The 24,273-nt window shown below is 34.2% G+C and carries 21 protein-coding genes and 1 tRNA gene; 7 read left to right on the top strand and 15 right to left on the bottom strand.

All coding sequences use genetic code 11. The features are described 5' to 3' along the window. Positions 1-45 precede the first annotated feature (45 nt). From Q73A0000_RS12690 to Q73A0000_RS12670, 5 genes are all read left to right on the top strand, one after another. Entirely contained in the window at positions 46-972 is a 927-nt protein-coding gene (locus Q73A0000_RS12690; protein WP_208458781.1) for a hypothetical protein, read from the top strand. After that, a tRNA-OTHER gene (locus tag Q73A0000_RS12685) sits at positions 972-1,069 on the top strand. The genes Q73A0000_RS12690 and Q73A0000_RS12685 overlap by 1 nt, the downstream gene beginning before the upstream one ends. Positions 1,070-1,246: 177 nt before the next feature. Continuing rightward, positions 1,247-2,866, top strand: a complete 1,620-nt coding sequence (locus Q73A0000_RS12680) for an RNA-directed DNA polymerase (RefSeq protein ID WP_193811297.1) — start codon at positions 1,247-1,249, stop codon at positions 2,864-2,866. Between the two features lie 172 nt (positions 2,867-3,038). Next, the gene (locus tag Q73A0000_RS12675; protein ID WP_193811296.1) at positions 3,039-3,731 is read left to right on the top strand and encodes a diphthine--ammonia ligase; all 693 of its coding nucleotides are present in this window, start codon (positions 3,039-3,041) and stop codon (positions 3,729-3,731) included. 396 nt (positions 3,732-4,127) lie between these two features. After that, positions 4,128-5,525 (top strand): flavin-containing monooxygenase, encoded by a 1,398-nt coding sequence (locus Q73A0000_RS12670; protein ID WP_193811295.1) that lies wholly within the window; start codon positions 4,128-4,130, stop codon positions 5,523-5,525. A gap of 77 nt (positions 5,526-5,602) precedes the next feature. On the opposite strand, the gene cls is transcribed toward Q73A0000_RS12670, so the two are convergent. The 8 genes from cls to Q73A0000_RS12630 all read right to left on the bottom strand — a co-directional run bounded on the left by cls (position 5,603) and on the right by Q73A0000_RS12630 (position 14,983). Further along, positions 5,603-7,051 carry a cardiolipin synthase gene (gene cls / locus Q73A0000_RS12665; protein WP_193811294.1) on the bottom strand — a complete coding sequence of 483 codons (1,449 nt, stop codon included), beginning with the start codon at positions 7,049-7,051 and terminating at the stop codon, positions 5,603-5,605. A 9-nt stretch (positions 7,052-7,060) separates the two neighbouring features. Continuing rightward, positions 7,061-7,804: a LytR/AlgR family response regulator transcription factor gene (locus tag Q73A0000_RS12660; RefSeq protein ID WP_193811293.1), complete on the bottom strand. Its 744-nt coding sequence runs from the start codon at positions 7,802-7,804 to the stop codon at positions 7,061-7,063. A 9-nt stretch (positions 7,805-7,813) separates the two neighbouring features. After that, a complete protein-coding gene (locus Q73A0000_RS12655; RefSeq protein ID WP_244140742.1) occupies positions 7,814-8,374 on the bottom strand; it encodes a methyltransferase family protein in 561 nt (186 codons plus the stop codon). A 1-nt stretch (position 8,375) separates the two neighbouring features. Further along, positions 8,376-8,666 carry a 2TM domain-containing protein gene (locus Q73A0000_RS12650; RefSeq protein ID WP_193811292.1) on the bottom strand — a complete coding sequence of 97 codons (291 nt, stop codon included), beginning with the start codon at positions 8,664-8,666 and terminating at the stop codon, positions 8,376-8,378. 4 nt (positions 8,667-8,670) lie between these two features. Beyond that, positions 8,671-8,952, bottom strand: a complete 282-nt coding sequence (locus Q73A0000_RS12645) for a 2TM domain-containing protein (protein WP_193811291.1) — start codon at positions 8,950-8,952, stop codon at positions 8,671-8,673. A gap of 2 nt (positions 8,953-8,954) precedes the next feature. Next, a complete protein-coding gene (locus tag Q73A0000_RS12640) occupies positions 8,955-10,274 on the bottom strand; it encodes a 2TM domain-containing protein (RefSeq protein WP_193811290.1) in 1,320 nt (439 codons plus the stop codon). 141 nt (positions 10,275-10,415) lie between these two features. Next, on the bottom strand, positions 10,416-12,536 hold the full coding sequence (locus Q73A0000_RS12635) for a carboxy terminal-processing peptidase (protein WP_193811289.1): 2,121 nt from the start codon (positions 12,534-12,536) through the stop codon (positions 10,416-10,418). 164 nt (positions 12,537-12,700) lie between these two features. Then, entirely contained in the window at positions 12,701-14,983 is a 2,283-nt protein-coding gene (locus Q73A0000_RS12630; protein WP_193811288.1) for a DUF5686 family protein, read from the bottom strand. Positions 14,984-15,210: 227 nt separating this feature from the next. On the opposite strand from Q73A0000_RS12630, the gene surE reads away from it, so the two are divergent. After that, complete coding sequence (gene surE / locus Q73A0000_RS12625; protein ID WP_193811287.1) at positions 15,211-15,975, top strand: 5'/3'-nucleotidase SurE; 765 nt, start codon at positions 15,211-15,213, stop codon at positions 15,973-15,975. A gap of 54 nt (positions 15,976-16,029) precedes the next feature. After that, positions 16,030-17,070: a GMP reductase gene (locus tag Q73A0000_RS12620; protein ID WP_193811286.1), complete on the top strand. Its 1,041-nt coding sequence runs from the start codon at positions 16,030-16,032 to the stop codon at positions 17,068-17,070. 175 nt (positions 17,071-17,245) lie between these two features. On the opposite strand, the gene Q73A0000_RS12615 is transcribed toward Q73A0000_RS12620, so the two are convergent. From Q73A0000_RS12615 to Q73A0000_RS12585, 7 genes are all read right to left on the bottom strand, one after another. Next, the gene (locus tag Q73A0000_RS12615; protein ID WP_193811285.1) at positions 17,246-17,908 is read right to left on the bottom strand and encodes an aspartate/glutamate racemase family protein; all 663 of its coding nucleotides are present in this window, start codon (positions 17,906-17,908) and stop codon (positions 17,246-17,248) included. Continuing rightward, on the bottom strand, positions 17,905-18,858 hold the full coding sequence (locus Q73A0000_RS12610; protein ID WP_193811284.1) for an L-histidine N(alpha)-methyltransferase: 954 nt from the start codon (positions 18,856-18,858) through the stop codon (positions 17,905-17,907). The genes Q73A0000_RS12615 and Q73A0000_RS12610 overlap by 4 nt, the downstream gene beginning before the upstream one ends. Then, positions 18,855-20,006, bottom strand: coding sequence for an ergothioneine biosynthesis protein EgtB (gene egtB / locus Q73A0000_RS12605; protein ID WP_208458780.1), 1,152 nt, complete (start codon positions 20,004-20,006; stop codon positions 18,855-18,857). Before egtB ends, Q73A0000_RS12610 begins: the two co-directional genes overlap by 4 nt. A gap of 269 nt (positions 20,007-20,275) precedes the next feature. After that, complete coding sequence (fabG, locus tag Q73A0000_RS12600; protein ID WP_193811282.1) at positions 20,276-21,019, bottom strand: 3-oxoacyl-[acyl-carrier-protein] reductase; 744 nt, start codon at positions 21,017-21,019, stop codon at positions 20,276-20,278. Positions 21,020-21,030: 11 nt separating this feature from the next. After that, entirely contained in the window at positions 21,031-21,765 is a 735-nt protein-coding gene (gene rsmI / locus Q73A0000_RS12595; protein WP_193811281.1) for a 16S rRNA (cytidine(1402)-2'-O)-methyltransferase, read from the bottom strand. A 56-nt stretch (positions 21,766-21,821) separates the two neighbouring features. Further along, positions 21,822-23,198, bottom strand: a complete 1,377-nt coding sequence (locus Q73A0000_RS12590; RefSeq protein WP_193811280.1) for a UDP-N-acetylmuramate--L-alanine ligase — start codon at positions 23,196-23,198, stop codon at positions 21,822-21,824. A gap of 17 nt (positions 23,199-23,215) precedes the next feature. Further along, entirely contained in the window at positions 23,216-24,244 is a 1,029-nt protein-coding gene (locus Q73A0000_RS12585) for a hypothetical protein (protein ID WP_193811279.1), read from the bottom strand. Positions 24,245-24,273: the final 29 nt, after the last annotated feature.

The raw sequence follows: 24,273 nt of genomic DNA, 5'->3' as shown, positions 1-24,273 counted from the left end.
TAGCATTATTATGGTACTTAAACGGCGAAATTTGATCTATTTTGTATGACTTTTCATACGGATAATGTATTTATCGGTCAGGCTAAAAGAAGACATCACACAAATAAAATGAGAACAGAACAATTAAAAATATTTGAAGAAAATTTATCAGAACTTAATGACTGTTATTCTCATTACATTTTTGTTTGGGAACAATTTATAATAGACCAAAAAGAGAATTTAAAAAATCATTCTCAAAAGTCAACAACTGAAATCTTTAGTAAAAACTTAAGCAGTAAACAATTTAATGTCTCGCTTGATTATCTTGACAAATCGCACAACGGAACTCAAAATTTAATTTTAAAAAGTATTTATCAACTTGCTTATGGATATTTTGAAAACTATTTAATTAGACTTCATCAATTCGGTCAAAAATTAAATCCTGAAATTTTAGATCTGCAACAAAAAATGGAATCTGAAGATATAGAAGACAAAAAAATATTTGATAAATTTTTAAACCGATTAGACATTAATGTAGAAAACTTATTTGAGCCTCTGGAGATTACAACTTTAGATTACATACGTTTAAGGCGAAATAGAATTACTCACCGATCAATCTCAGTTCAAGGTTTGCTTCTTGATATTATAAACAATCACGGAACTAAGCTTAATGATTTTTGGGACGAGAGTTTAAAAAATAAAAGGTACAAAGTTGACTTTAAAAGAAAAAATGTGGACGACTTTGATAAACTTGAACTGTTTGACTTTCTAAACATTTATAGAAAAATTGCCCTTAAAATTGATAATGAATTTATTAATAAAATAGGGTTAAATACTTTTATAAAATATTTTTTGGATAAATTTATGGAAGCAAATGAAAAAAGTATAAAGGGTTTTAAAGAAGAAAGAAAAAAAGCGAAATTCAAAATGTATTGTAAAGTTGACTTTGGTTTAGATATTTCTGATTACGAACTAAGGAATATAGCATTTTAGGTCGTATAGCTCAACAGGTAGAGCAAACCCTTGGAAAGAGATGAATTACACTGTCTTTTTCCAAGGTTTGATGAAGGTTCGAGTCCTTCTGCGACCACAATAACAAGAAGAAGCCCTAACCACTAACATCGGTTTGGCAATATGGTGGGTTTTGCGCTAAATGGAAGGTTTTTGCTTTCTATGAAGTTAAGTGATAGTAGAAAGTTTCGGATTCCTTATCCGCTACATCGCTAAGCCGAGAAACGTTAACAAACTTCGCATAAAACGATTTCATATGAAAATAAAAGATTTGCTAAATAAGGGCTATTTTTCTGAAGAACTTCCGCCTCCTTTTGTTTCCAGTAACTTTGGAAAAGAGTTCAATAAAGTAAATAAAATTATTAGTAAACTAACAAAGGCGGAAAAAAATCAAATTCCTAATTCCGATTTTGTAAAATATTCAATTCCGAAAGTTGGACTACATAGAAGACACAATGGTATTCCAAATCCTTACCACCAATTTATTCTTTCGAATGCGATATGCAAGAACTGGAATGAAATTCAACAAAAATATAACTCAAGCAAATTATCTGCAAGTACCCCAGAATTAGATTTAAACGGTAATAGAGCTATAAAACAATTTTCAAAATATAATGAATTCAAAGAAAAATCACTTAAAGCATCTTTCGATACATTTTTTGAGCTAAAATCTGATATTTCAAAATATTATCCATCATTATATACTCACTCAATTCCTTGGTCTGTTCATACAAAAGCTTTTGCTAAAAAAAATCAAGGCAACTCACATTTCGGAAACTTAATAGATGAATCAATAAGAAATACTCAAAATGGGCAAACAAATGGAATTGTTATTGGAACTGATACATCTCGAATCATTGCTGAACTTATAGGATGTCATATTGATGAAGAGTTTTTGAAAGTCCTTGATAAAGATAAAATATTTATTAAAGGTTATAGATTTGTTGATGACTGCCACTTCTTTTTTTATAATAAATCAGATGCTGAAAAAGCTTTAAAACATTTACAGCGAATTTTAGGAGATTTAAATTTAAACATAAATGAAGAAAAAACGCAAATTAATCAAGCGCCATTTCAATTTGAAAATACTTGGCAATTACAATTAACAAATTTAAGTATTCGCGAATATCCAAAAGTCCAAAGGAAAGATTTGACAAACTTTTATAATTTACTCATCGATTTGTCTAGAAAATTTCCAAAAGATTCTGTAATTAAATACGGTATTAAAATATTTAAACGTATAAAAATTAAAGAGGTCAACTGGGATATTTTTGAATCACTAACTTATTCACTAGCATTATCGGAAGGTGCAATTCTTCCAGATATATTACAAATACTTTTACAAAATAAAACCAAGGTAGATTTACAAAAACTAGAATCAACTTTAAAATCTTTATTAAATCAACATATTTATAAAGGACATCATTTTGAAGTTGTATGGAGTTTGTGGATAGCTCGCAGCTTCAGAATTAAAATTAGTAATCAAATAGCACAGCAAATTATTGATTCCTCTGACGTAATTTCCACATTAGTTATTCTCGATTTAAACAAAGAAAAATTAATCAGTGGGCGAATTAGAACTACTACTTTAAAATTGGATTTCGATAATAATGGTTTATTAAGTAACAAGTGGATACTTGTCTACGAGGCTACACACAAAAAGTGGATAAGATCAAACTGCTTAGAAACAATCAAATTCTTCGATGAAATTTCAAAGTTAGATATTAGTTTCTACGATTCAACACGACAAATTGAAATAGCTGAATCTAACATCGAAAAACAAAAAACATTTCTAATACAGAAACCAGAAGATAAAGAGCCAAAAACTGAAAAACAGAAATTAGCATTATACGCCCAAAAAAGTTACTTAGGCTAAAAAGGTTTCTACAATATTGCATAACGTTCTCAGCAAAGATTTTAGAAAGCAATTAAGTTTTTAGCGTGGAGAAAGTTTATTTCTAAATATTTTATTGTCAAAAATACCAAATGCTCAACAAAACAATAATCGAAGCCGGCGGAACCAAAAATCTTGAAAATTTATCTCCTCAATGAAAAAAGCAGTATTCAACTGGAGTGGCGGAAAAGATTCTGCTTTAGCACTTCAGAAAGTTCTGGAAGAAAAGGAATTTGAAGTCATTGCTTTACTGACCACGATGAACGAAGAAACCGCAAAATCTTCCATGCATTCTATTCCTTTGGAAATATTAGAAAGACAGGCAGAAAGTATTGGCATCCCTTTATACGCGGTCACATCTTCTACAATGTTGAAAAATTACGAGGAGAAAATGAGTGAAGCGGTTCAGCATTTTAAAGAACAAGGCGTGAAGCATTTTATTTTTGGTGACATCTTTTTGTCCGACGTAAAGGCATATCGGGAAAGCAAACTGAATCCTTTGGGAATTGAAGTTGTAGAACCGCTCTGGGAAAAAACCTCTCAGGAAGTTATCTATGATTTTTTAAGATCAGGAATTAAATCAAAAATCATTGTTACGCAAGCCGATCTATTAGATGAAACTTATATTGGAAAAGATTTAGACCAAAATTTAATCAACTCATTTCCTGAGAATATCGATGTTTGCGGAGAAAATGGTGAGTATCATACTTTATCTTACGCCGGCGGTTTATTTAAGAAAGAAGTTGAGTTTTCAATTTCGGAAACCATTAAAACTTCCTTTGATTTTACTTTAGATACGGGAGAACAAAAGACTTTTGAATATTGGCAGGCTGAAATTTCTCTGTAAAACGACTTTACGATTTTGGTTTACTTTTAAATTTTGTTTTTTAGAAAGAAAATATTTTCTAATTCTGTTGGCTATCCTAACGCAACAGGTAGATTTACCCGATTGAAAATCCTTAAACTATTATCAAAAACTGACCTGTTTTTTCATTAATTCAATATTGATTTACGTGTTTTTCATCTGAAAATTAGGAATTCCACAAAAAATTCCTTATATTCCAGTTCTTGCTTACATTAAAAATTCCCCCGGAAATTAATAAGTCAATTCTTTTTGTCATTAATTTCTCTTTAGAGTATTGAACTCTACCTCTGCTTTCTGCAGAAATTTTTACAAGCTATTATTAATGTAGAATGCTTTCTTATAAAGTGTTCCAATTTCAATTTTAAAAAAACAAATATTATGAGTAATAAAAATATTTTAAAAAATAAACGTGTTGGTATTATCGGTGCCGGACCAAGTGGTCTAGCGCAAATTCGTGCTTTTGAAGCCTTGAAATCTCAAGGTTTTGCGATGCCTGAAATCGTCTGTTTTGAAAAGCAGGATAACTGGGGCGGAATGTGGAATTATTCCTGGCGAACTGGTGTGGGAAAATATGGTGAACCATTGCACGGAAGTATGTATAAATACTTGTGGTCCAACGGTCCGAAAGAATGTTTAGAATTTGCTGACTATTCATTTGACGAACATTTTAAAAAGCCGATTTCTTCTTATCCGCCGCGTCCGGTTTTATTCGATTATATTCAGGGAAGGATTAAAAAAAGTAATGCCCGGGAGTACATCCGTTTCAATACCACGGCTCGATGGGTAAGTTTCGATGAGGAAACGAAAAAATTCACTGTCATTCTGGATGATTTAAAAATTGATAAAACTTATTCCGAAGAATTCGATTTCTTAGTGGTTGCTTCAGGACATTTTTCGACACCGAATATGCCTTACTTTAAAGGGATTGAAAATTTCCCGGGAACGGTAATGCACGCGCATGACTTTAGAGGAGCGGACCAATTTATCGACCGAAATGTTTTGCTTATCGGCAGCAGTTATTCTGCAGAAGATATTGGAGTTCAATGTTATAAACACGGTGCAAAATCGGTGACCTTAAGTTACAGAAGCAATCAAATCGGAATTGAATGGCCGGAGGGAATGAAGGAAGTTCCTTTGGTAACGCGATTTGAAGATGATACCGCTTTCTTTAAAGATGGAACAACCGAGAAGTTCGACGCCGTAATTATGTGTACCGGTTACCAACATAAATTCCCGTTCTTGCCGGATGAGATGCGTTTGAAAACCAAAAATAATTTATATCCGGATCACCTTTATAAGGGAGTTTTCTTTAATGACTTGCCTCAGTTAATTTATTTAGGAATGCAGGATCAGTATTATACCTTTAACATGTTTGATACGCAGGCTTGGGTTGCAAGAGATTATATGATGGGCAGATTAGAACTTCCAACGCCGGCCGAAAGACGACTTGATATCGATCAATGGTTAGAGAAAAATGAGCAGGCAGAAACGGGCGAAGAACATGTTGATTTTCAAACGGCTTATATTAAAGATTTGCTTTCACTTTCCGACTACCCGCATTTTAATGTAGATCAGGTAGCAGTGATGTTTAAAGAATGGCTGAAAGATAAAGAGGAATGTATCCTGACTTATCGCGACAAAACGTACCAAAGTGTTGTTACCGGAACCAAGGCAGCAGTGCATCATACGGAATGGATGGATGAACTGAATGATACCAAGGAACGCTATCTTTATGAAGTGACAGACGAAGAAGAATTGGTTGCAGAACGAATTTAAAATATTATTCCCTATCAATTTAAAAATACCTTTCAGGAATTCTGAAAGGTATTTTTTGTTTTAGAAAGAAAAAACTTCTACAACATCGGTGACATCAGTCGTGCTATTTTTTCGATGAGTTGGATATGTTTTGGACGATTGAGCCACGATTCAATATCAATCTGCTCAGAATCAAGAAGATCTTTTTCGAAATTATCTGTAAGTTCGCCCGCCAGTTCTTCATCATAAACGACGGCATTTACTTCAAAATTCAAATCAAAACTCCGGTAATCTAAATTGGCAGTCCCAACCATGGCCAGACATCGATCAGCAACCAAAGTTTTGGCATGAACGAATCCTTTTTGGTACAGATATATTTGAACGCCCGCTCTTAAAAGGATCGTATAATAGGATTTTGCGGCGGCATTAACCATAAACGAATCTGAAATTCCGGGAACTAATAGTTTAACATTTACACCGGAAAGTGACGCCATTTTCATCGCATCAATAATCGTTTCTCCCGGAATAAAATAAGGTGTCGTAAGGAAAATTTCTTTTTTTGCCGACTGTATCGCTTTTACGATCGCGTAATAAATCGAAGGTCGGTCAGAATCGGGACCGCTGGAAACGATCTGAACATTTTTGGTATGCTCCAAATTCTGCTCAGGTTTCGGAAAATACAATTCGTCAATGGTTAGTTTTTCATCGGAACAATAATTCCAGTCGCCAATAAAAATATGCTGTAGAATTGCATTTGCATCGCCTTCTAACTTCAAATGGGTGTCGCGCCAATACAATTTATTTCCTTTTGAAGCATTGCTGTATTTGTCGCTAATGTTGATTCCACCGATGAACGAAATGCGTCCGTCGATCACGATGATTTTTCGGTGATTTCTGTAATTTAGGCGGCTCGCCAACTTGATGAGTTTAATTCTGTAAAACGGAAACGCTTTCACGCCATTTTCCCGCAATCTTTTTGCCAATGTTTTCCGGATGGAAGCACTTCCGAAGTCATCATAAATAAAACGAACTTCTACTCCACTCCTGGCTTTTTCAATCAGAATCTGTTCAATAGCCCGTCCGATTTCATCATCTTCATAAATATAATATTCAATGTGAATATGATGTTTTGCATTTCTCAAAGCCTCTAAAACTGCGGGAAATTTTTCTTCGCCATTAATTAAAAGTTCTGCAGAATTATTCGTTGTTAAGGGACTTCGGTCTGTTTGATAAATCATCTTCATTAATCCCGCAAAATGATTATCTTCCTTAACCCCTTCCAGGTTTTTGAGATTATAGGATTCCAGTTTTGCCAGCACCTGATCCTCCTGTTGTTGATCTTGAACAATCTTTTTATTGTACAATTTGTTCTTCCGGTAATTGATGCCAAAAGAGAAATAAATAAAAATACCGATCAGTGGTACAAAAATGACCAAAAGCAAATAGGCAAGGGTTTTCGTGACCGTTTGGGTATCATAAATAATCCGAAGTAAAACCGCGATTATGATCATTACATAAACAATCTCAGCCAGTAAAATCCAGTTCATAAAAATAGTTTAGTTAGATAACCAGTCTTTGAAATCTTTCACACGATCGCGACTCACCGTAATTTCTTCTTCCGGTTGAAACTCCATTCCGACTTTGTAATAAGGTGAAGTATGAATGTTTTTAATAAAATTAGAATTAATGATAAACTGCCGGTTCACCCGGAAAAACTTTTTATCATCGAGAACTTCCTGCAGTTCGTCTAAAGTAAAATCGGTGGGATAATTTCTTTCTTTTGTTTGAAGATAAACGATTTTATTTTCGCTGTAAAAACATGAAACCTCATCGGTTTGAACAATCTTTAAATTGTACCCAATTTTAACTAAAATACGAGATAATTTTTGTTTCTCTTCTTTAATTAAAGATTTAATTTCCAAGGTGTTATAAGATGATTCAGAAGGTAAGAAACTTTTAAATTTATTGATTGCTTTTTGCAGATCTTCTTCCATAATTGGTTTCAAAAGATAGTCGATAGAATTCAGCTTAAAGGCCTTCAAAGTATACTGATCAAAAGCTGTGGTATAAATCATAAAACTCTTGGTCGGCACTTTTTCGAAAATGTCAAATGATAAGCCGTCGCCTAAGACTATATCAGAAAAAATTAAATCCGGATGTGGATTATTCTGAAACCAATCAATCCCTTCTTCTACGGAATGAATGACTGCAACTAATTCTAAATCACTGAATAAACTCAGTAATCGTTCGAGTTTACGGGCGGCCGGTTTTTCATCTTCAATGATGAGTGTTTTTATCATCTTCTAAAATTAATAAATAAATGGAATAAGTCTTTTGGTTTTCTTCATATAATCAGAATAATCTTGTCCAAACTGTTCTGTTAGAACCTGTTCTTCAATTTTAATTCGGTACAGAAACATTAGAAATACAGGAACAAAAACAATGACAGCCGAAATGTAATTGTTTAAAACAATCGCTAAACCAAGAAAAGTAAGCAACGAAAAAGCATAGGAAGGATGCCGCACATATTTATAAAAGCCGTCGGTTTTTAACTGATGATCCTTTTTAATGGTTACATCTACTGTGAAATATTTCCCCAGATTATTGATAACGATCAACCGTAAAATTACACCTAAGAACAAAAACACCAAACCGATCAATTGTATTAACTGACTTTGGTAAAAAGGAAAATAGGTAGACTTGGCAATAAAAATTCCGAAAAAAATACTGAAGCCGATCACCAGCCAAAGCCTGGAAAGCGACTTCTTATCTTTTCCTTTCGCATCAGCACTTCCGGATCTCATTTTTAAGAGAAGATAGATTTCTGAAAATCCCCAGAGAACCATGATTAAATTGGTGGCGGTATTCATGCTACTTATTTTTATCCATTAATTCCCGGATTTTTCGCTCTTCCCAATCTTTTCCCATAATCATATTCGGTAAAAAAACGCTGATACCATGACCCAAAAGTCCGACACCCCAAAAGATGGCAGTCCAGTAATTATCCATATTCGATAGTGAAGCACCAGACTTTACATTTTGTGCGACGATAAATAAGTTGACCAAAACGTAAACGACGGCGTGAATATAAAATCCTTTAAGTCTTTTTACCCGTTTTGCGGCTTCTAAATATTTGATATTATTTTGATTAAAATTTTCCATGACTTTATTTATTGAGTTCTTTATCCATCATTTTTCTTTCCCAGGTGGAATTAAGGAAGAATAGTTTCATTGCTTTTACAGCTAAAATTATTCCCCAAATCCAAAATATTCCGGAGAAATTATTGAAACTAAAAAATGTAATTTCACCTCTTAAATAATAATTTCTAAAGCTATAAATTGCTAACACGATGACAAAAACAGCCAAACTTGCATAGAATTTTCTTACTTGATTTACCCTTTCTTTTGCGAGAGAATAGTCAATCTCTGACTTAGTTAAATTTTCCATTTTTACGAATTTTTTGAGTGATCCCGGTCTAAAATTTTCTGAATCTGTTTCTCTTCCCAGTTTTTACCGATTCCATAAACTTTGAGAGCGTGCATCGATAAACCGAATCCCCAGCCTAACATCGGCCACACAAACCACAAATATTGAGGTGAAGTGTAGAGGTTTATAAAAGCTAAAAAAGGGATTACAAGGCAGTAAGAAATAAGATTACTATAGAAGCCTTTCAACTCTTCTACTCTTTTCGCGGCTCTTTGATAAGCCATTGATTCTTGTGATGGTTGTGTTGTCATTGCTGTTGTTTTTTGAGTTAACATTGGTATTTTCACTCTGAAAAATGTTGCTGATTTTTCGATAAAAACATTTTGTTTTGTTAATAAGGAATAGCGCTGAACGATATTTGCCAGGCCAATTCCGGCGCTCTCTTTGACCTGTTCTCTTTGCTGTAAATTATTCTCAATGAAGAGAACTCCATTTTCAGAATAGATTTTAACGTGCAACGGTTTTGATGACGTTGCGAAATTATGTTTGATGCAGTTTTCTAAAAGCAATTGTAAGGATAATGGAACAACATAACATTTCAAGTCTCTTTCATTAACATTAAAGTCAAAAGTTACGCTGTCTTCAAACCTTGTTTTCAATAAATCGCAGTAGGTTTTAGCGAAATTAATTTCTTCTTCTACGGTCACTAATTCTTTGTCTTTCTGCTCCAGAACATAACGGTAAATCTTCGACATTGAAGAAGTAAAACGTTGTGCCTGATTAGGATTCTCATCAATTAAAGAACTTAAAACATTTAAAGAGTTAAAAAGGAAATGTGGGTCGAGTTGGTTCTTTAAACTTTCAAACTGAGCATTTGCAGATTTAGCGATTAATTTCTGTTGAACAATTTCTTGTTTAGTTGAGCTTTTCCAGGCTTCTACAAAGCCTTTTGCATGTAGAATTGCGGAAATCAGCAACGCTACATTAATCGTGAGCCAATTGGATGTTCCCATCGCTCCGGAGAAGAAATCAGCACTATCTCGATGTTGAAAAATGATGAAATTCACATAATTACAAAAGAAGACTAAAACGACGTTCACTAACAACGTTCCTATAATTCCAAAAACTGTTCTTTTTCTGGTATTTTCTACCCAAGAATATTTCTTGTTTAGATAATCATTTACCACTCCGTTTCCAATCGCGATTGTAAAGCTGTAGAGGCCCGCAATAAAGATACTGATCAGATAGCTTTGAAATGTTTTTTCAGGCGTAAAGAACACAAAAATTGCCGTTCCGATAAAAAACGTAATCCAGGATATCGTGATAAAACTCTTTCTGTTCATGATCTAATTATTGGTACAAATGTATTCCTGATTAAAGGTAAATAAAATAATTTTTTACTGAACGGTTAATTTTACTCACTGAACGGCAAAAAAAACAACCATCGAATAACTCGATGGTTGCATTATGATTTATTGTGTCAATTATTTCATTTCTGAAATGACACTTATTGCTTCCTGAAGGTATAGATCTCTTTGAAGATTCTTAGTCCAGTTCTCCGTTTTTTTGGTGAAAGCTTCATCTGTTTTTTCACGTACCGCTTCATCTGGATTTAAGGTAAATTTCAAACCATTGTTGAATTTATCTAAACCTTTAAACTTCTTAATTTGAGCTTTTCTGGTTTTCATCACCTCATTAAATTTAGTCTGATTCAGAGAAATTGTTTCCTCTTTATCCAGATTTTCTTTCCATTGTGAAGATTCCTGAATCAATTGGTAAGTTCTATTATTTTTCAATCTTTCATCCACTAATTTCTGTAAAGGTGGAAGATCAAAATATTTTACTTTTTGATAATTTGCAGCTGGAATTTTGTCCCAAGCTAAAGCATAATCATCGTATCTCTCACCGATTTCTGCATAAGTGAAAAAGTCTTTCATTTGAATATCAGACACAATTCCTTTTCTTTGGTTAGATTCCCCTGAAATTCTATAGAATTTCTGAATGGTCAATTTTAATGAGCCGAAATCATCAGTGGTATTCAAAAATCTGTTCAGATCAACAAAAGTTTGTACCGTACCTTTTCCAAAAGATTGAGGTGATCCGATGATTAATCCACGACCGTAATCCTGCATTGCGCCAGCCAAAATCTCTGACGCTGAAGCTGAAAGTTCATTCTGCATAATCACTAGTGGACCCGTCCAAACCGGGGCATTCGTTTTATTGGTAAGCGTCTGAATTTTTCCGTTGCCATCTTTAACCTGCACATAAGCACCAGCGTTCATAAATAACCCCATTATATCGCCAACTTCAGTTAAACTTCCTCCACCATTATTTCTAAGGTCAAGAACAATTCCCTGCACATTCTGAGCTTTTAATTTAATCAGTTCATTTTTAATGTCATCAGAAGCATTTCTTCCTTTCGGATCTTCAAAATCTGCATTGAAACTTGGCAAATTGATAAAGCCGTATTTTTTACCATCTGGAGAATTTACTACAATACTTCTCGCAAAAGTATCTTCGATCGCTACTTCTTCACGAGTCATCGTTACCTCTTTGATCGATTTATCTTTCTTCTCAACAGTCAAGACAACTTTGGTTCCTTCTTTACCGCGAATCAATCTTACGGCTTCATCTACCAGCATTCCTACTACGCTTACGGCATCTTGATCAGGACTAGATCTTACTTTTAAGATTTTATCACCCGATGTAAGTTGTTTTGATTTCCAGGCAGGAGCTCCAATTGTTAACTCACCTAAATATAAATTCCCTTTTCTCTCCTGAATAACTGCACCAATTCCAATGATTTTTCCTTTGAATTGGGTATCAAAATCTTCTTTGTTTTTTGGCGAATAATAGTTGGTATGCGGATCGAAAACTTCAGTATAAGCATTCATATAAACCGTAAACCAATCCATTTTATTTCTTTTCTTGAATCTTCTGAAAGTATCTGTTACCAAATCTTTAACCTCTTCGGTCGCTTTAACTCTCTTCGCTTCCGGCGTTAGAATTTCAAGTTTAATGGTATCTTTCAAATTAAATTTCTGTACAGAATCTTTCTTCTCTTTCTGCATTTCTTCTTTCGCCGTTAGAGATTCCATTTCCTGCAGAATATTATACTTAATATATTTCTTCCACTCTAAAGCAAGTTCAGCTTGATTGGCAGGATTGTTCTTTTTCTTCGGCTCTAAAACAAGCGTTTCCTCTTCATCTAAATTGATTGGTTTGCTTAAAATATCCTGGGTTATTTTATCGATTTCATCAACTCTTTGATACAAACGATCAATGGTTAATTTGTAGAATCTTAAATCTCCCTGATTTAGATAATCATCAAGTTTATTGTAATGCTGCGCAAATTCTGCCATATCCGATTGCAGAAAATATCTTTTTGAATTATCCACCATTTCGAAATACTGCTTATAAACATCTCGCGAATAAGCATCATTAATAGGTTTGGGCGAATAGTGCAAATAACTGAGCGTGTTTTTTACGCTGACCATAATGGTCGACATTTTCTCGTCATCATTTTTTGGTGTGTTAAAACAGAACACCAAACTCGTTAGAGGAATGAAAAGCAGTAGTCTATTGAGGTTAAATTTTTTGAACATATAGTTGGTAAATAATGTAATATATAATTTGTTGAAACTAATCCTGAATTGTTACAAGATTTTTCAATGTATCAAAATTAATACCTTATTTAGAATTAAGTAAGATTTTTGAAACATTTTATTGTGTTCCTTCAAAGTTATAGCAAAAAAATTAGAAGATTACTCTAGAAATAATATTGAAAACCAAACTTAATTCCGAACTTTTTAGCCCCAGGATTCTCCAGATAATTTCCTCGCCAGTTGAAATCGACTCTTAAAATTCTTACGTTTCCAAAACCGATATTTTCAATCCCAAACCCATATTCATAATACGGTTTCTTTTCTGGCGCTGAAAGATTTTGATTTCCAACATTCATCGCTACAGAACGTTCCATCAAACTACCTAAAGCAGTTCTATAAAAACCGACTTCTCTTAATTTCAACTTTTTGATCAAAGGAATATAAGATAAAATCTTTCCGTTAAAATGATGTTCTGCCTGGAAAGTGACGTATTCATCCGCTACAAACTCATAGTAATTCAATAACGCAAAAGTATTCGGCATTAAATTATAAGACTGATTTCCCGGAATTATATTCTGCAAAGCCAGCGGCAGTTTATTAAAGTTTTTTCCAGCTTCTACATTCAGTAATAATCTTCCAAAGCTTTTTAAAAGGATCGGTTGAAAATAATACAGTTGCAGTTTGCTATAATTAAAATCTGATCCCAAAACGCCTTCTAATCCTTGCGTATATTTCAACATGATCGTTGGCGCTAAAGTACTGTGTTCATAACGGTCGACACCATATTGTGAGAAAACAGCTCCCGGTCTGGCAGTTACACTCATCACCAATTTCGAATCATTCAGTTCAGAAAAAATCTGACCGTTTTTATAAAAATCTAAAGAAAACTTATCTGGTAATGCTGACTTTGTAGTTTGATGAGTTGCATCTAATCTTACCGTGAAATTTTTAAATGGATCGATTGCCGCAAAACCACTCACCTGATTCACGGAACTTAAATAAAAATTATCACCTGAACTCAAAACACCCGAGGAGGCAAAAGAGCGCGTCATAATTCCTTCGTCTCCGGTAAGTTGTGCTCCCAATTGTAAAATATCCCTGCGCGTTCCAACTCCCAAAGTAAATCGATTGTCGCGGTTAAACATTTTTCTATACTCCAATCCGTATTTTAGCTGATGATCTTTAAATCCATAAGCAGTATAAAAAGCCGCACGCCAACTGTCATTCGCAGAAAAGTAAGTTCTTGCTCCAACTCTCAAACGAAAACCTTCTACATCATTAAAGCCTACAATTGAATAAATATCACCAAAATCGATGGCTTTAAAAGCATTGTAATATCCTGAGGAAACCACTTCGTATATCTTGACCGCTTTTTTAAACTGAGGAACATCATGCAGTTCATCCATCATCGTATAAACATTTGCTTCTGTTTTGGACAATTCTTCTTTCCTATTCTCTTTCCAATAAGCGTCATCTTTGATAAATTCTGAATCAGTTAAAGACGTGACTTTTTTATCAAAAACTTCATCGCTTAAATTTTGATCAAAAAGATAATCTGAAAAAATCACCGTTTTCTTCGCCACAATACTTTTCGATTTTTCCTTCTTACCAAAAATCGACATTTGAATTTCCTGATAATTTTTCTTTGGTAAAAAGATAGAATCACTCGGATTGTCAAACTCTAAATCGTAGTAAAAACCGTTTACAAAATTAACATTGATGCTTTTAGTCGATTTTAAAGTCGCGCGTACGACTGCGTAATTGTCCTTTGAAATATAAAGCACGCCGTACATCGACAGAACGTCTTTTCTTTTTGGTGCGTATTTAATTCGATAACAATCATTCCCATCAATGCTTTCTTCTCCTAAAAGTTCGTAATCATAGGCTGAGAAACCATCAGTAGCAATCGGGCTCGTAAATCCAATATTGAAAAAATTAAGGACGTTATCGTAGATATCGATTTCTTTATAAAGGTTCTTCGCCGTATTGGCCATCGCATCACTGCTCGTAAGACCCGAAGATTTATTCGCGATAATCTCGCGCTTTTCTTTTTTGGCAGGTCTGTTTCTGCCGAAGTTTTTATAAAGGGTTTCATTAAAATAAACAGGCAAAGACAGTTGATTGGGTTGATCCAGAGTATCTGCGTATTTAAAAATAAAGTCAACTTTGTTGAAGATCTTTTTCTTGGTAAAAGTAGAATCCAGATTAGAAAGATCTAGCTCTATCTTTTCGTATTCCTCAAACTGATAATCTTCAAATTGAGAAAGTCCATTGCTTTTTTTACGCTTCCAAACCTCCTGCAAAATCTTATAAGCAGGGTTATCTTTCTTTTTTAATTTCTTAGAGGCGCTAATTTGCACTTCATCGATATCGGTTTCTCTAACTTGAGAAAATGAAAAAGCAGAAGTTAATATAAGGGATAGAAAAAAAATTCTAAAATATTTCATAAATAATGGCAGTCAAAAATCGTTTAAAATTGACGTCTTAAACAACTCGCAAAAATAGTGCAAATTTCAGGTAGTTGTGGAATCTATTCCTTATTAATAATAAAAATACTATTCGACCCTTAACTTCCCTTTTATTTTTATCAATGCTAAAAAATTATTAAACTTTAACAAGAATACTCCGAATGTCTTTTTAAAGAATTATTTTTGTCTAAAATCATATCAACTCAATGAAAAAACCATTAATATTAGTCACCAATGACGACGGAATTACAGCGCCGGGAATTAGAAATTTGATCAACTTTATGAATGAAATTGGCGAAGTAATCGTTGTTGCTCCCAATTCTCCACAATCTGGAAAAGGTCATGCAATTACGATTGATTCTACTTTAACATTTGAAGAAATTAATTTAGAAGGTCCACAAAAAGATTATTCATTAAGTGGAACGCCAGTAGATTGTGTGAAATTTGCTTTGGATAAAATCTTGACCAGAAGACCTGATATCGTGGTTTCAGGAATTAACCATGGCGCTAATTCTTCCATTAATGTGATTTATTCCGGAACGATGAGTGCTGCTGTAGAAGCGGGTGTAGAAGGTTTACAAGCAATTGGCTTCTCTTTACTCGACTTTTCTTGGGACGCCGATTTTTCGCAAGCTAAAGAACACATTCAGAATATCGTAAAGAAAGTTTTAGAAAATCCTTTGCCTAAAGGAATTGTTCTGAATGTCAATATTCCGAAATTGAAGAAAGACGAAATTAAAGGCATAAAGGTTTGCCGACAAGCCAATGCCAAATGGGAAGAAAATTTCGACGAGAGAATTAATCCACACGGTAAAAAATATTATTGGTTAACTGGCTTTTTTAATAATATGGATGATGGTCACGATGCCGATGAAACCGCACTTACTGATGGTTATATTTCGATTGTTCCTGTGAAATTTGATTTGACGGCTCATGAACATTTGCAAACCCTTCGAAATATTTTGGAGTAATATTCTTACTCATTCTTCCACTCTTTTCCTTTGTTTAATTTTTAAATTTAAAAAATGCGCATAGAAACCGAACTTAAATTAGGATTTAAAGACGTTATGATTCGTCCGAAACGTTCTACCTTAAAATCCCGTTCTCAGGTTAGTTTAGAAAGAACTTTTACGTTCAGAAATTCTCAGAAAAAATGGACCGGAGTTCCGATTATTGCCGCCAATATGGATACGGTGGGAACTTTTGAAATGGCGGAAGCACTTTCGAAAGACAAAATAATCACTGCAATTCATAAACATTATACAATTGAAGAATGGTCAGATTTTCTTAAAAATCAGCCAGATTCAATTTATGATTATATCGCATTAAGCACTGGAATTGGAAATGGTGATGAGAAAAAAGTTCAGCAGATTGTAGATGCACATCCTAAAATTAATTTTCTATGTATTGATGTTGCCAACGGTTATTCCGAACATTTTGTAGGATTCGTAAGAAAGATGCGCAAGAATTTTCCAGACAAAACCATTATTGCGGGAAATGTGGTTACAGGAGAAATGGTTGAAGAGCTCATTTTATCAGGTGCAGATATGGTAAAAGTTGGAATTGGTCCAGGTTCGGTTTGTACGACTAGAATAAAAACTGGCGTTGGTTATCCGCAACTTTCTGCGATTATCGAATGTGCAGATGCTGCTCACGGATTGGGCGGACATATTATTTCCGACGGTGGTTGTAAAATTCCGGGAGATGTTGCGAAAGCTTTTGGCGGCGGTGCAGATTTCGTAATGTTAGGCGGAATGTTCGCTGGACATGATGAAAGCGGTGGCGAAATCGTAGAAGAAAACGGAAAAAAATATCGCCTTTTTTACGGAATGAGTTCCCAAACTGCTATGGACAAACATGCTGGTGGCGTGGCAGAATATCGCGCTTCTGAAGGAAAAACGGTGAAAGTATCTTATAAAGGAGCTGTTTCAGAAACGGTGAAAGATATCTTAGGTGGCGTTCGTTCTACTTGTACTTATGTTGGTGCTTCTCAACTAAAGGAACTTTCAAAGCGAACCACTTTTATCAGAGTTTTAGAACAGGAAAATCAAGTATTTGGGAATTAGTATTTTAAATTCTTGTAAACAATTTATAATAAAATGCTCTGAATATTCAGGGCATTTTTATTTTCATAATAAGTCTGACTAATTTTTTTTAACCGCAAAAGGAACCAAAGTTTTAACCTATTAAGCTATTCAAAAGTTTGCAAAAGTGCATAAAATAAAGACTTTACTTTTTGGTTTATTTTAAAAAATCTTCGATTTGTAATTCCGCCATATCTACACAATGTTTTTCATTTTTAAAAGCAAACATCGAGAGTTCAGTGCAGGCAATTAGGACTGTATTTTTCTCACCATATTTCTTGATTAATTTTTGAAATTGATCAATCTGAAATGTTGTCGCTTTTCCATTATAAACTTGTTTTCTGAAATAGTCAATTGCTTGTTGGTCTTCTTCTTCAGGCAAAACTATTTCGATGTTTTTGGCCGATATTTTCCTTTTCAAATAATCAGAATTCATGGTGTGTAAAGTTCCGAAGAGTGTGATTTTGGAAATACCACTTTCCAACAAATATTTGGTTGCTAAATCTACGGCGTGACAAATTTCTAAAGGACTTTCAATTTGATCTAAAGTTTCGTGCAAGGTGATATTGGGAATCAGTAACTTAGAAATTCCTAGTTGTGATATTTGATTTAAATAATTTTTTAAAGTCGGTTTTAAGATTGAAAATTGAGCAGGTAAATAAGGGTTTATTTCTTGAAAATCAATTTGATATAGAATCAATGGACAAGTTGAGAACTCCTGATTTCGTTCCTTATATTTTTGATGAATTCTCTGCAAATAATATTGGGTAGAATTTGAACCTAATCCTAAAATTCCGCGAGAAGGTAATTGTGATTTCATTTTTTTTCTAAAATATAATCTGCAAAATACTCTTTGGAATCTAAAAATTTATCTTTGATTTCCAGTTGAGAACCTTCAAGTAAATTATTTAAAATTTCATCATTATACTTTCTAGAAATCTCTGTATGAATCAATTCATTTTCGTCAAATTCAAATGATCTCGCTAATTCTTTGATGTAAACCGCTTGCTTTTTGGTGCTTTTTAAATAGCTTTTTGCAATTCCTTCTGTTTCGGTATATTCAGGAGCATGTTCAAAATGTTCAACCTTAAAATCTGCACCCAATTCCCGATTGATTCTGTGCAATAAATTAAAATTAAAATCTCTTGTAATACCGGCAGAATCATGATACGCCGGAAGTACAATTTCCTCCGATTTGATGAGATCTACACCTAAAAGTAATTTTTCATTTTGCTTTAAATGCTTCGAAATCTTATTTAAAAAACCTTTTGCAATTTCATCCTGCATATTTCCCAAACTAGAACCGATAAATAAAATGACTTTGGGTTTTGTAGAAATAAAAAGTTCATCTAAAACCTGAAAGTAATCGCCTTGTCGGGAATCAATCTGCAGATCTGGAAATAAATTTTCCATCTTGTCCGTAATCACAGAAAGGGTATTTTGAGAAATATCTACCGGAATATATTTAAACCTGAACTTTCGATCGAGCAAAGCTTTGAGCAAATATTTTGTTTTCTTTCCGTCGCCTGCTCCCAATTCAATGAGTTCAAATTCTTCATTTGGATTAATATCAAATGATTGAATTAAAGCTTCACTTTGTTTTTTGAAAATTTCCAGTTCAGAATTGGTCAAATAATATTCGGGCATCTCCATAATCTTTTGGAAAAGCTCGTCTCCTGCTTTATCATAAAAATAATGAGAAGAAAGATATTTAGGATGATGACTCAAACCTTCATTAACATCCTTTAAAAAAGTAGAATTTTCTATCATTTTGCTAATCTTATTCCGGTTAATTGCCATCTGTATTTGGGTTGAAAAAAGTTTCTGTAAGTCTTTCTTTCATGTCCTTTTGGTGTTGCTGTTGAAGCACCTCGCAAAACCATTTGGCTGACCATGAATTTACCATTGTATTCGCCAACTGCGCCTTCTGCAATTTTAAATTTTGGATAAGGAAGATAAGCGGAATAGGTCCACTCCCATCTTTTTCCCCATTTTAATTGGTCAGCTGCAGCTTCCCATTCAAATTCTGTAGGCAATCGCAAACCTTTCCAGGTTGCAAAAGCTTGTGCTTCGTAAAAGGAAATATGTGTTAAAATATGATCTGGCTCAATAAGTTTTAAACCTTCTAATGTATAAGAACACCATTTTCCCTCAATCTCCTCCCAATAAAGAGGAGAATTGATTTGGTTTTCATTCACCCAATTCCAGCCTTCATCGAGCCAATATTTAAAATTTTCGTAACCACCAGCTTCCATAAATTCCAGGAAATCTGCATTGGTCACTAAACTTTTGGATATTTCAAATTCATGTAAAAATACTTTGTGTCGACCTTCTTCATTATCGAAATGAAAACCTTCGCCTTCAAATCCTATTTCATAAATTCCCTCTGGAATTTTTAACCAACCTTCTACTTCATTTTTCTGGGCAGTGAGATTAAAACCTTCCTTATAAACAGGATGAATCGGGTTGTAAGAAAGAGTATGTTTTAAATCGGTAATTAATAATTCCTGGTGCTGCTGTTCATGATTTATTCCCAGAATGATCAATTCTTGTAATTCAGGAGCGTTATTTTCCTGCAAAAGTTTTTCGATGTGAGCATCTACGTATTGACGGTATTTATAAACTTCCGCAACGGTAGGTCTTGTCATGGTACCACGTTCTGTACGGATCGCGCGTTCCCCGACGGTTTGATAATAACTATTGAATAAAAATGAAAAGTGAGGATGAAAAATTTTATAATTTTTAAAGAATTTCTTTAAAATCATTTCCTCAAAAAACCAGGTAGAATGGCTTAAATGCCATTTAGGCGGACTTGCAAAATCCACAGGCTGTGGAATATAGTCTTCAATCTCCAGTGGTTCACAGAGCGCTACGGAATGCGAACGTGTGTTTTTATATAATTGCAATAATTCACTCATAATCATTAAAAAAAATTACAAGATTATAGGAATACAAAAAATATTCCGAATTAGCAATTAACCCACTAACTAATAAAAATTAGTAAGAAAACTTACTAACAATTCAACTGCTCAAATTGTTAGTAAGAAGAAATACTTTTCATTTTAGCCCCGATCGCAGCGGCATCCTTTTTCTTTTTCTCGAAAAAAGAAAAAGATAGAGCGGAGAGCGGGACGGGTTGTTGTAAGAAGCACAAATCTTGTTGCTCCTCATTCTATTTTTTGAACAATTAGGTTAGCATGCCACCATCAACATTCAGGACCTGACCGGTGATATAATTGGACATATCGCTCGCCAGGAAAACGCATGCATTGGCGACATCTTCCGGCTGACCACCACGTTTTAAAGGAATAGATTCTCTCCAACCCTGAACGGTTTTTTCGTCTAAAGCAGCCGTCATTTCAGTTTCAATAAATCCTGGCGCAATCGCGTTGCAACGGATATTTCTAGAACCTAATTCAAGTGCAATTGATTTTGAGAAACCAATGACACCCGCTTTTGAAGCTGCATAATTCGCCTGACCAGCATTTCCTTTCACACCAACAACCGAAGTCATATTGATGATTGATCCTGATCTTGCTTTCATCATCGGCTTAATCACCGCTTTGGTCAAGTTGAAAACTGAATCTAAATTCACTTTGATAATGGTATCCCAATCGTCTTTGGACATTCTAAGCATTAAATTATCTCTGGTAATTCCGGCATTATTAATCAGAATATCAATTTTACCGAAGTCAGCGATTACGTCGGCAGCCAATTGTTGCGCCGCATCATAATCGGACGCATCTGACTGGTAAGATTTCACTTTGGTTATTTTTCCTAATTCTTCTTCCAAAGCTTTTGCTTTATCGACAGAACCGGCGTACGTGAAAGCAACGTGTGCGCCTTGTTTAGCGAAAACTTCTGCTATTCCTTTTCCGATTCCTCTCGTTGCGCCGGTAATCAGGGCAACTTTTCCTTCTAATAATCCCATATTATTTTCGTTTAATTTTCTAAATTTTTGTACTTGTTTTTAGACAAAGGTTTCTCTTCGTCATCTTCTTTACTCACGACATTATTGATGACTAATACGATCTCACCTTTTAAAGTTTTGCTTTTAGAGAAGTCAATTAACTCATTGATTGTTCCCCGTTTAGTTTCTTCAAATTTTTTGGAGATCTCACGGCTTAAACTCACTTTTGTTTCTTCGCCAAAGAATTCTTTAATCTGTTCTAAAGTCGTATTTATCTTGTGTGGACTTTCGTAGAGAATGATGGTTTTCTTTTCTTCAGCTAATTGTTTCAACTTGGTTTGACGACCTTTTTTCTGAGGTAAAAATCCCGCAAATAAAAATTCGTTATTCGGCAATCCCGAAACAACCAAAGCGGGAACAAAAGCTGTCGCTCCCGGTAAGCACTGCATTTCTAAATCATTATCTGAAACTGCTTTGGATAAAAGATAACCGGGATCTGAAATTCCCGGAGTTCCTGCATCAGTAATGATTGCGATGTTTTGTCCGTTTTTCAAGTCATCAACTACTTTCTGAGTGGTTTGATGTTCATTATGTAAGTGATACGATTTCAGCGGCTTCGATATTTCATAATGCTTCAAAAGAAAACCCGAAGTTCGGGTATCTTCACATAAAATATAATCGACTTCTTTCAGAATTTTTACCGCTCTGAAAGTCATGTCTTCTAAGTTCCCAACGGGTGTGGGAACAAAATATAGGGTTCCGCTCATTTTTTATTTATGGAATCCTTCAAGGTTTTTGAAATCTTGAAGGATTAATTTTAATTTTACAAATTTTCAAATAATTCCTTACAGAAATTTTCCAAACTTGGATCTCTCGCGCCCATTAAAAGCAAAACAGTTCCTTCTTTTAGTTCGGGTTTTAAGGCTTCTAACAAATCATTTCTGTCTTCTACGAAATGGGCGTTTTTCCCTTTTGATTTAATGCCTTCAATTAAATCATTGGCTGAAATATCTTTGACTGCAGTTCCGCCGGCGTAGAAGATTTCGCTCATCCAGATTTCATCTTGTGGTCTTAAAGAATCGGCGATTTCTTGAATAAAATCATCTTTTAAAAATCGTGTTGGTTTATAGCCATGTGGTTGAAACCAGGCAATTACTTTTTCGGCTAAAGGTTGACACGCTTTTATTGAAGCGGCACATTTAGCTGGATTGTGAGCGTAATCATCAATCACCCAGACATCATTTTTCTGTCCGAGGATTTGATGGCGGCGATAAATTCCTTCGTAGGTTGCTAAGCTTTCTGCGCAGGTTTTCAAATCAATTCCGATTTGATTTGCGACGGCTATTGCAGCAGTTGCGTTCTCAACTGAATGTTGTCCCAGAGAATTCATTTGAAATTTCTGATTTAAAACTTCAAAGGTTAGTGACAATCCATCCTGTTTAAAATTCTCTGCAGAATAGCCTGCATTTTCATCTTCAAATCCGAAATCATTTCTCGAATTCGCCGACAAAGATTTAGCAAGTGTATTTGACTGATTGACAACAAATAAGCTATTTGTATTGTTTTTAAAAATCGTAAATAATTCGATCAATTCATCGATTTCCTGATGGTCTTTATCAATGTTTAAAAGCAATCCAATTTCAGGTTGATACTGAACAACAGAACCGTCACTTTCATCAGCCTCAATAATGAGCCACTCTCCTTTTCCGATGGCGGCATTTCCAATTTTACCTTGTTTGATAATGCTTGTTAAACCAGCTCCGGAAATAATACTCGGTTCTAATTGAGCATCTAATAAAATTTGATACAACATCGCTGAAGTAGTCGATTTACCGGAAGTTCCAGCCACAGCAATTGTCTTTTTACTTTTTGCGATAATTGATAAAAGCTCGCTTCTTTTAATAATTTGAATTCCTAATTCTTTGGCTTTTTGAACTTCGTAAACGGTATCTTCAATTGCGGTAGAAACTACGATTAAATCTGTTTTATCAGTAATTCCACTTCCGTCTTGAAGAAAGCAATTGATTCCTTCGGCTTCTAATTGTTCCTTGGTTTTGTTGTATTCTCCGGGATGAAAATATCGATCACTTCCGGAGACTTCTTTTCCAATTCCTTTTAAATATTGAGCAATGGCGCTCATTCCGACTCCCGCAACTCCAATGAAAAAGACGTTTTGGAAATCTGTTATATTTTTTATCATATTCAAAGTTTCAGTGCTTACATGAATTTATTTTCGACCAAATTCCAAAGTCTTTGTGCATATTCGTCAACTTTACTCCAGTCTTTTTTGTAATAAATTTCGCTGAGATATTGTTTAGCTTCTTCCAAAGTACTGAAACTGTTTAGTTTTTCGATTGTTGCTTTTAATTCTTCTTCATTGCCCGCAAATAAACTTTTAGCAAACGCTACTTTATCATTAAGGTCCAATCTGAATTCAGGCTTCTTTCTTTCGGCCTGCATAAAATCAGTTTTCACATTAGTATTCAACAAACTACCTTGATCAGTTTGAGGCTCCTTAATTGGTTCGTCCTCTTCTAATGTATCAAGATCAAATAATTGTTGAACTACTTTTATCCCTTTGATATTGGCTAACTTGAATTTTTTCTCAGCTTGTTGTTGCGGAGTTTCAGTTTTATTTTCTGTACTATCTTTCTCATCTTCGACTACAGTTTCGTGCTTTGTAAACTCAACAATTGTACGACGGCGTTCTTCCATTTCCTCAAAATCTCTTTCTTTCTGTGCAACTCTTTCGGCATAATTCGGTTCTTCCTGTTCCACAATTAAAGGAATTTCGTAGTCTTCCGATAAATCTGCTTCAGAAATAGAATCTATTTCAATTTCTTCATTGGGATCTTCTATACTTTCATCATGTAATGGATGACTAAAAGTTTTATCTTCAATCTCAATTTCATCCTCAAAATCATTAAGCTCATTGGTGAACATTACTTCTTCTTCCATAAAATCATCGGAAAAATCAGTTTCATTAAATTCTACATGTTCAGTTGCTTCATCAATGATTTTATTATCATTATTAAACTGATTATCAGCACTTTTACCATCCAGAATTTCATTAAAACTATCCTCATTTTTTTCGAGAATTCTTAAAAAAGCAATTCTATCGGTTAGTTCTGTAAACAAATCTTGTTTCGCCAGAAGTTCATCTTTTGAATGAATTTTACAGAGTGTTTCGAGAATACTTTTGGTTTCAAAAAAAATTTTATCGTGAATATCTTGGAGACTTTGCATATCAGAATCTTATTAAATTTCCGTAATTT

It is taken from the genome of Kaistella flava (ex Peng et al. 2021) (assembly GCF_015191005.1).
GTDB lineage: Bacteria > Bacteroidota > Bacteroidia > Flavobacteriales > Weeksellaceae > Kaistella > Kaistella flava.
Note: the sequence above shows the minus strand (reverse complement) of the source record. Positions and strands in the feature narration are given on the sequence as shown.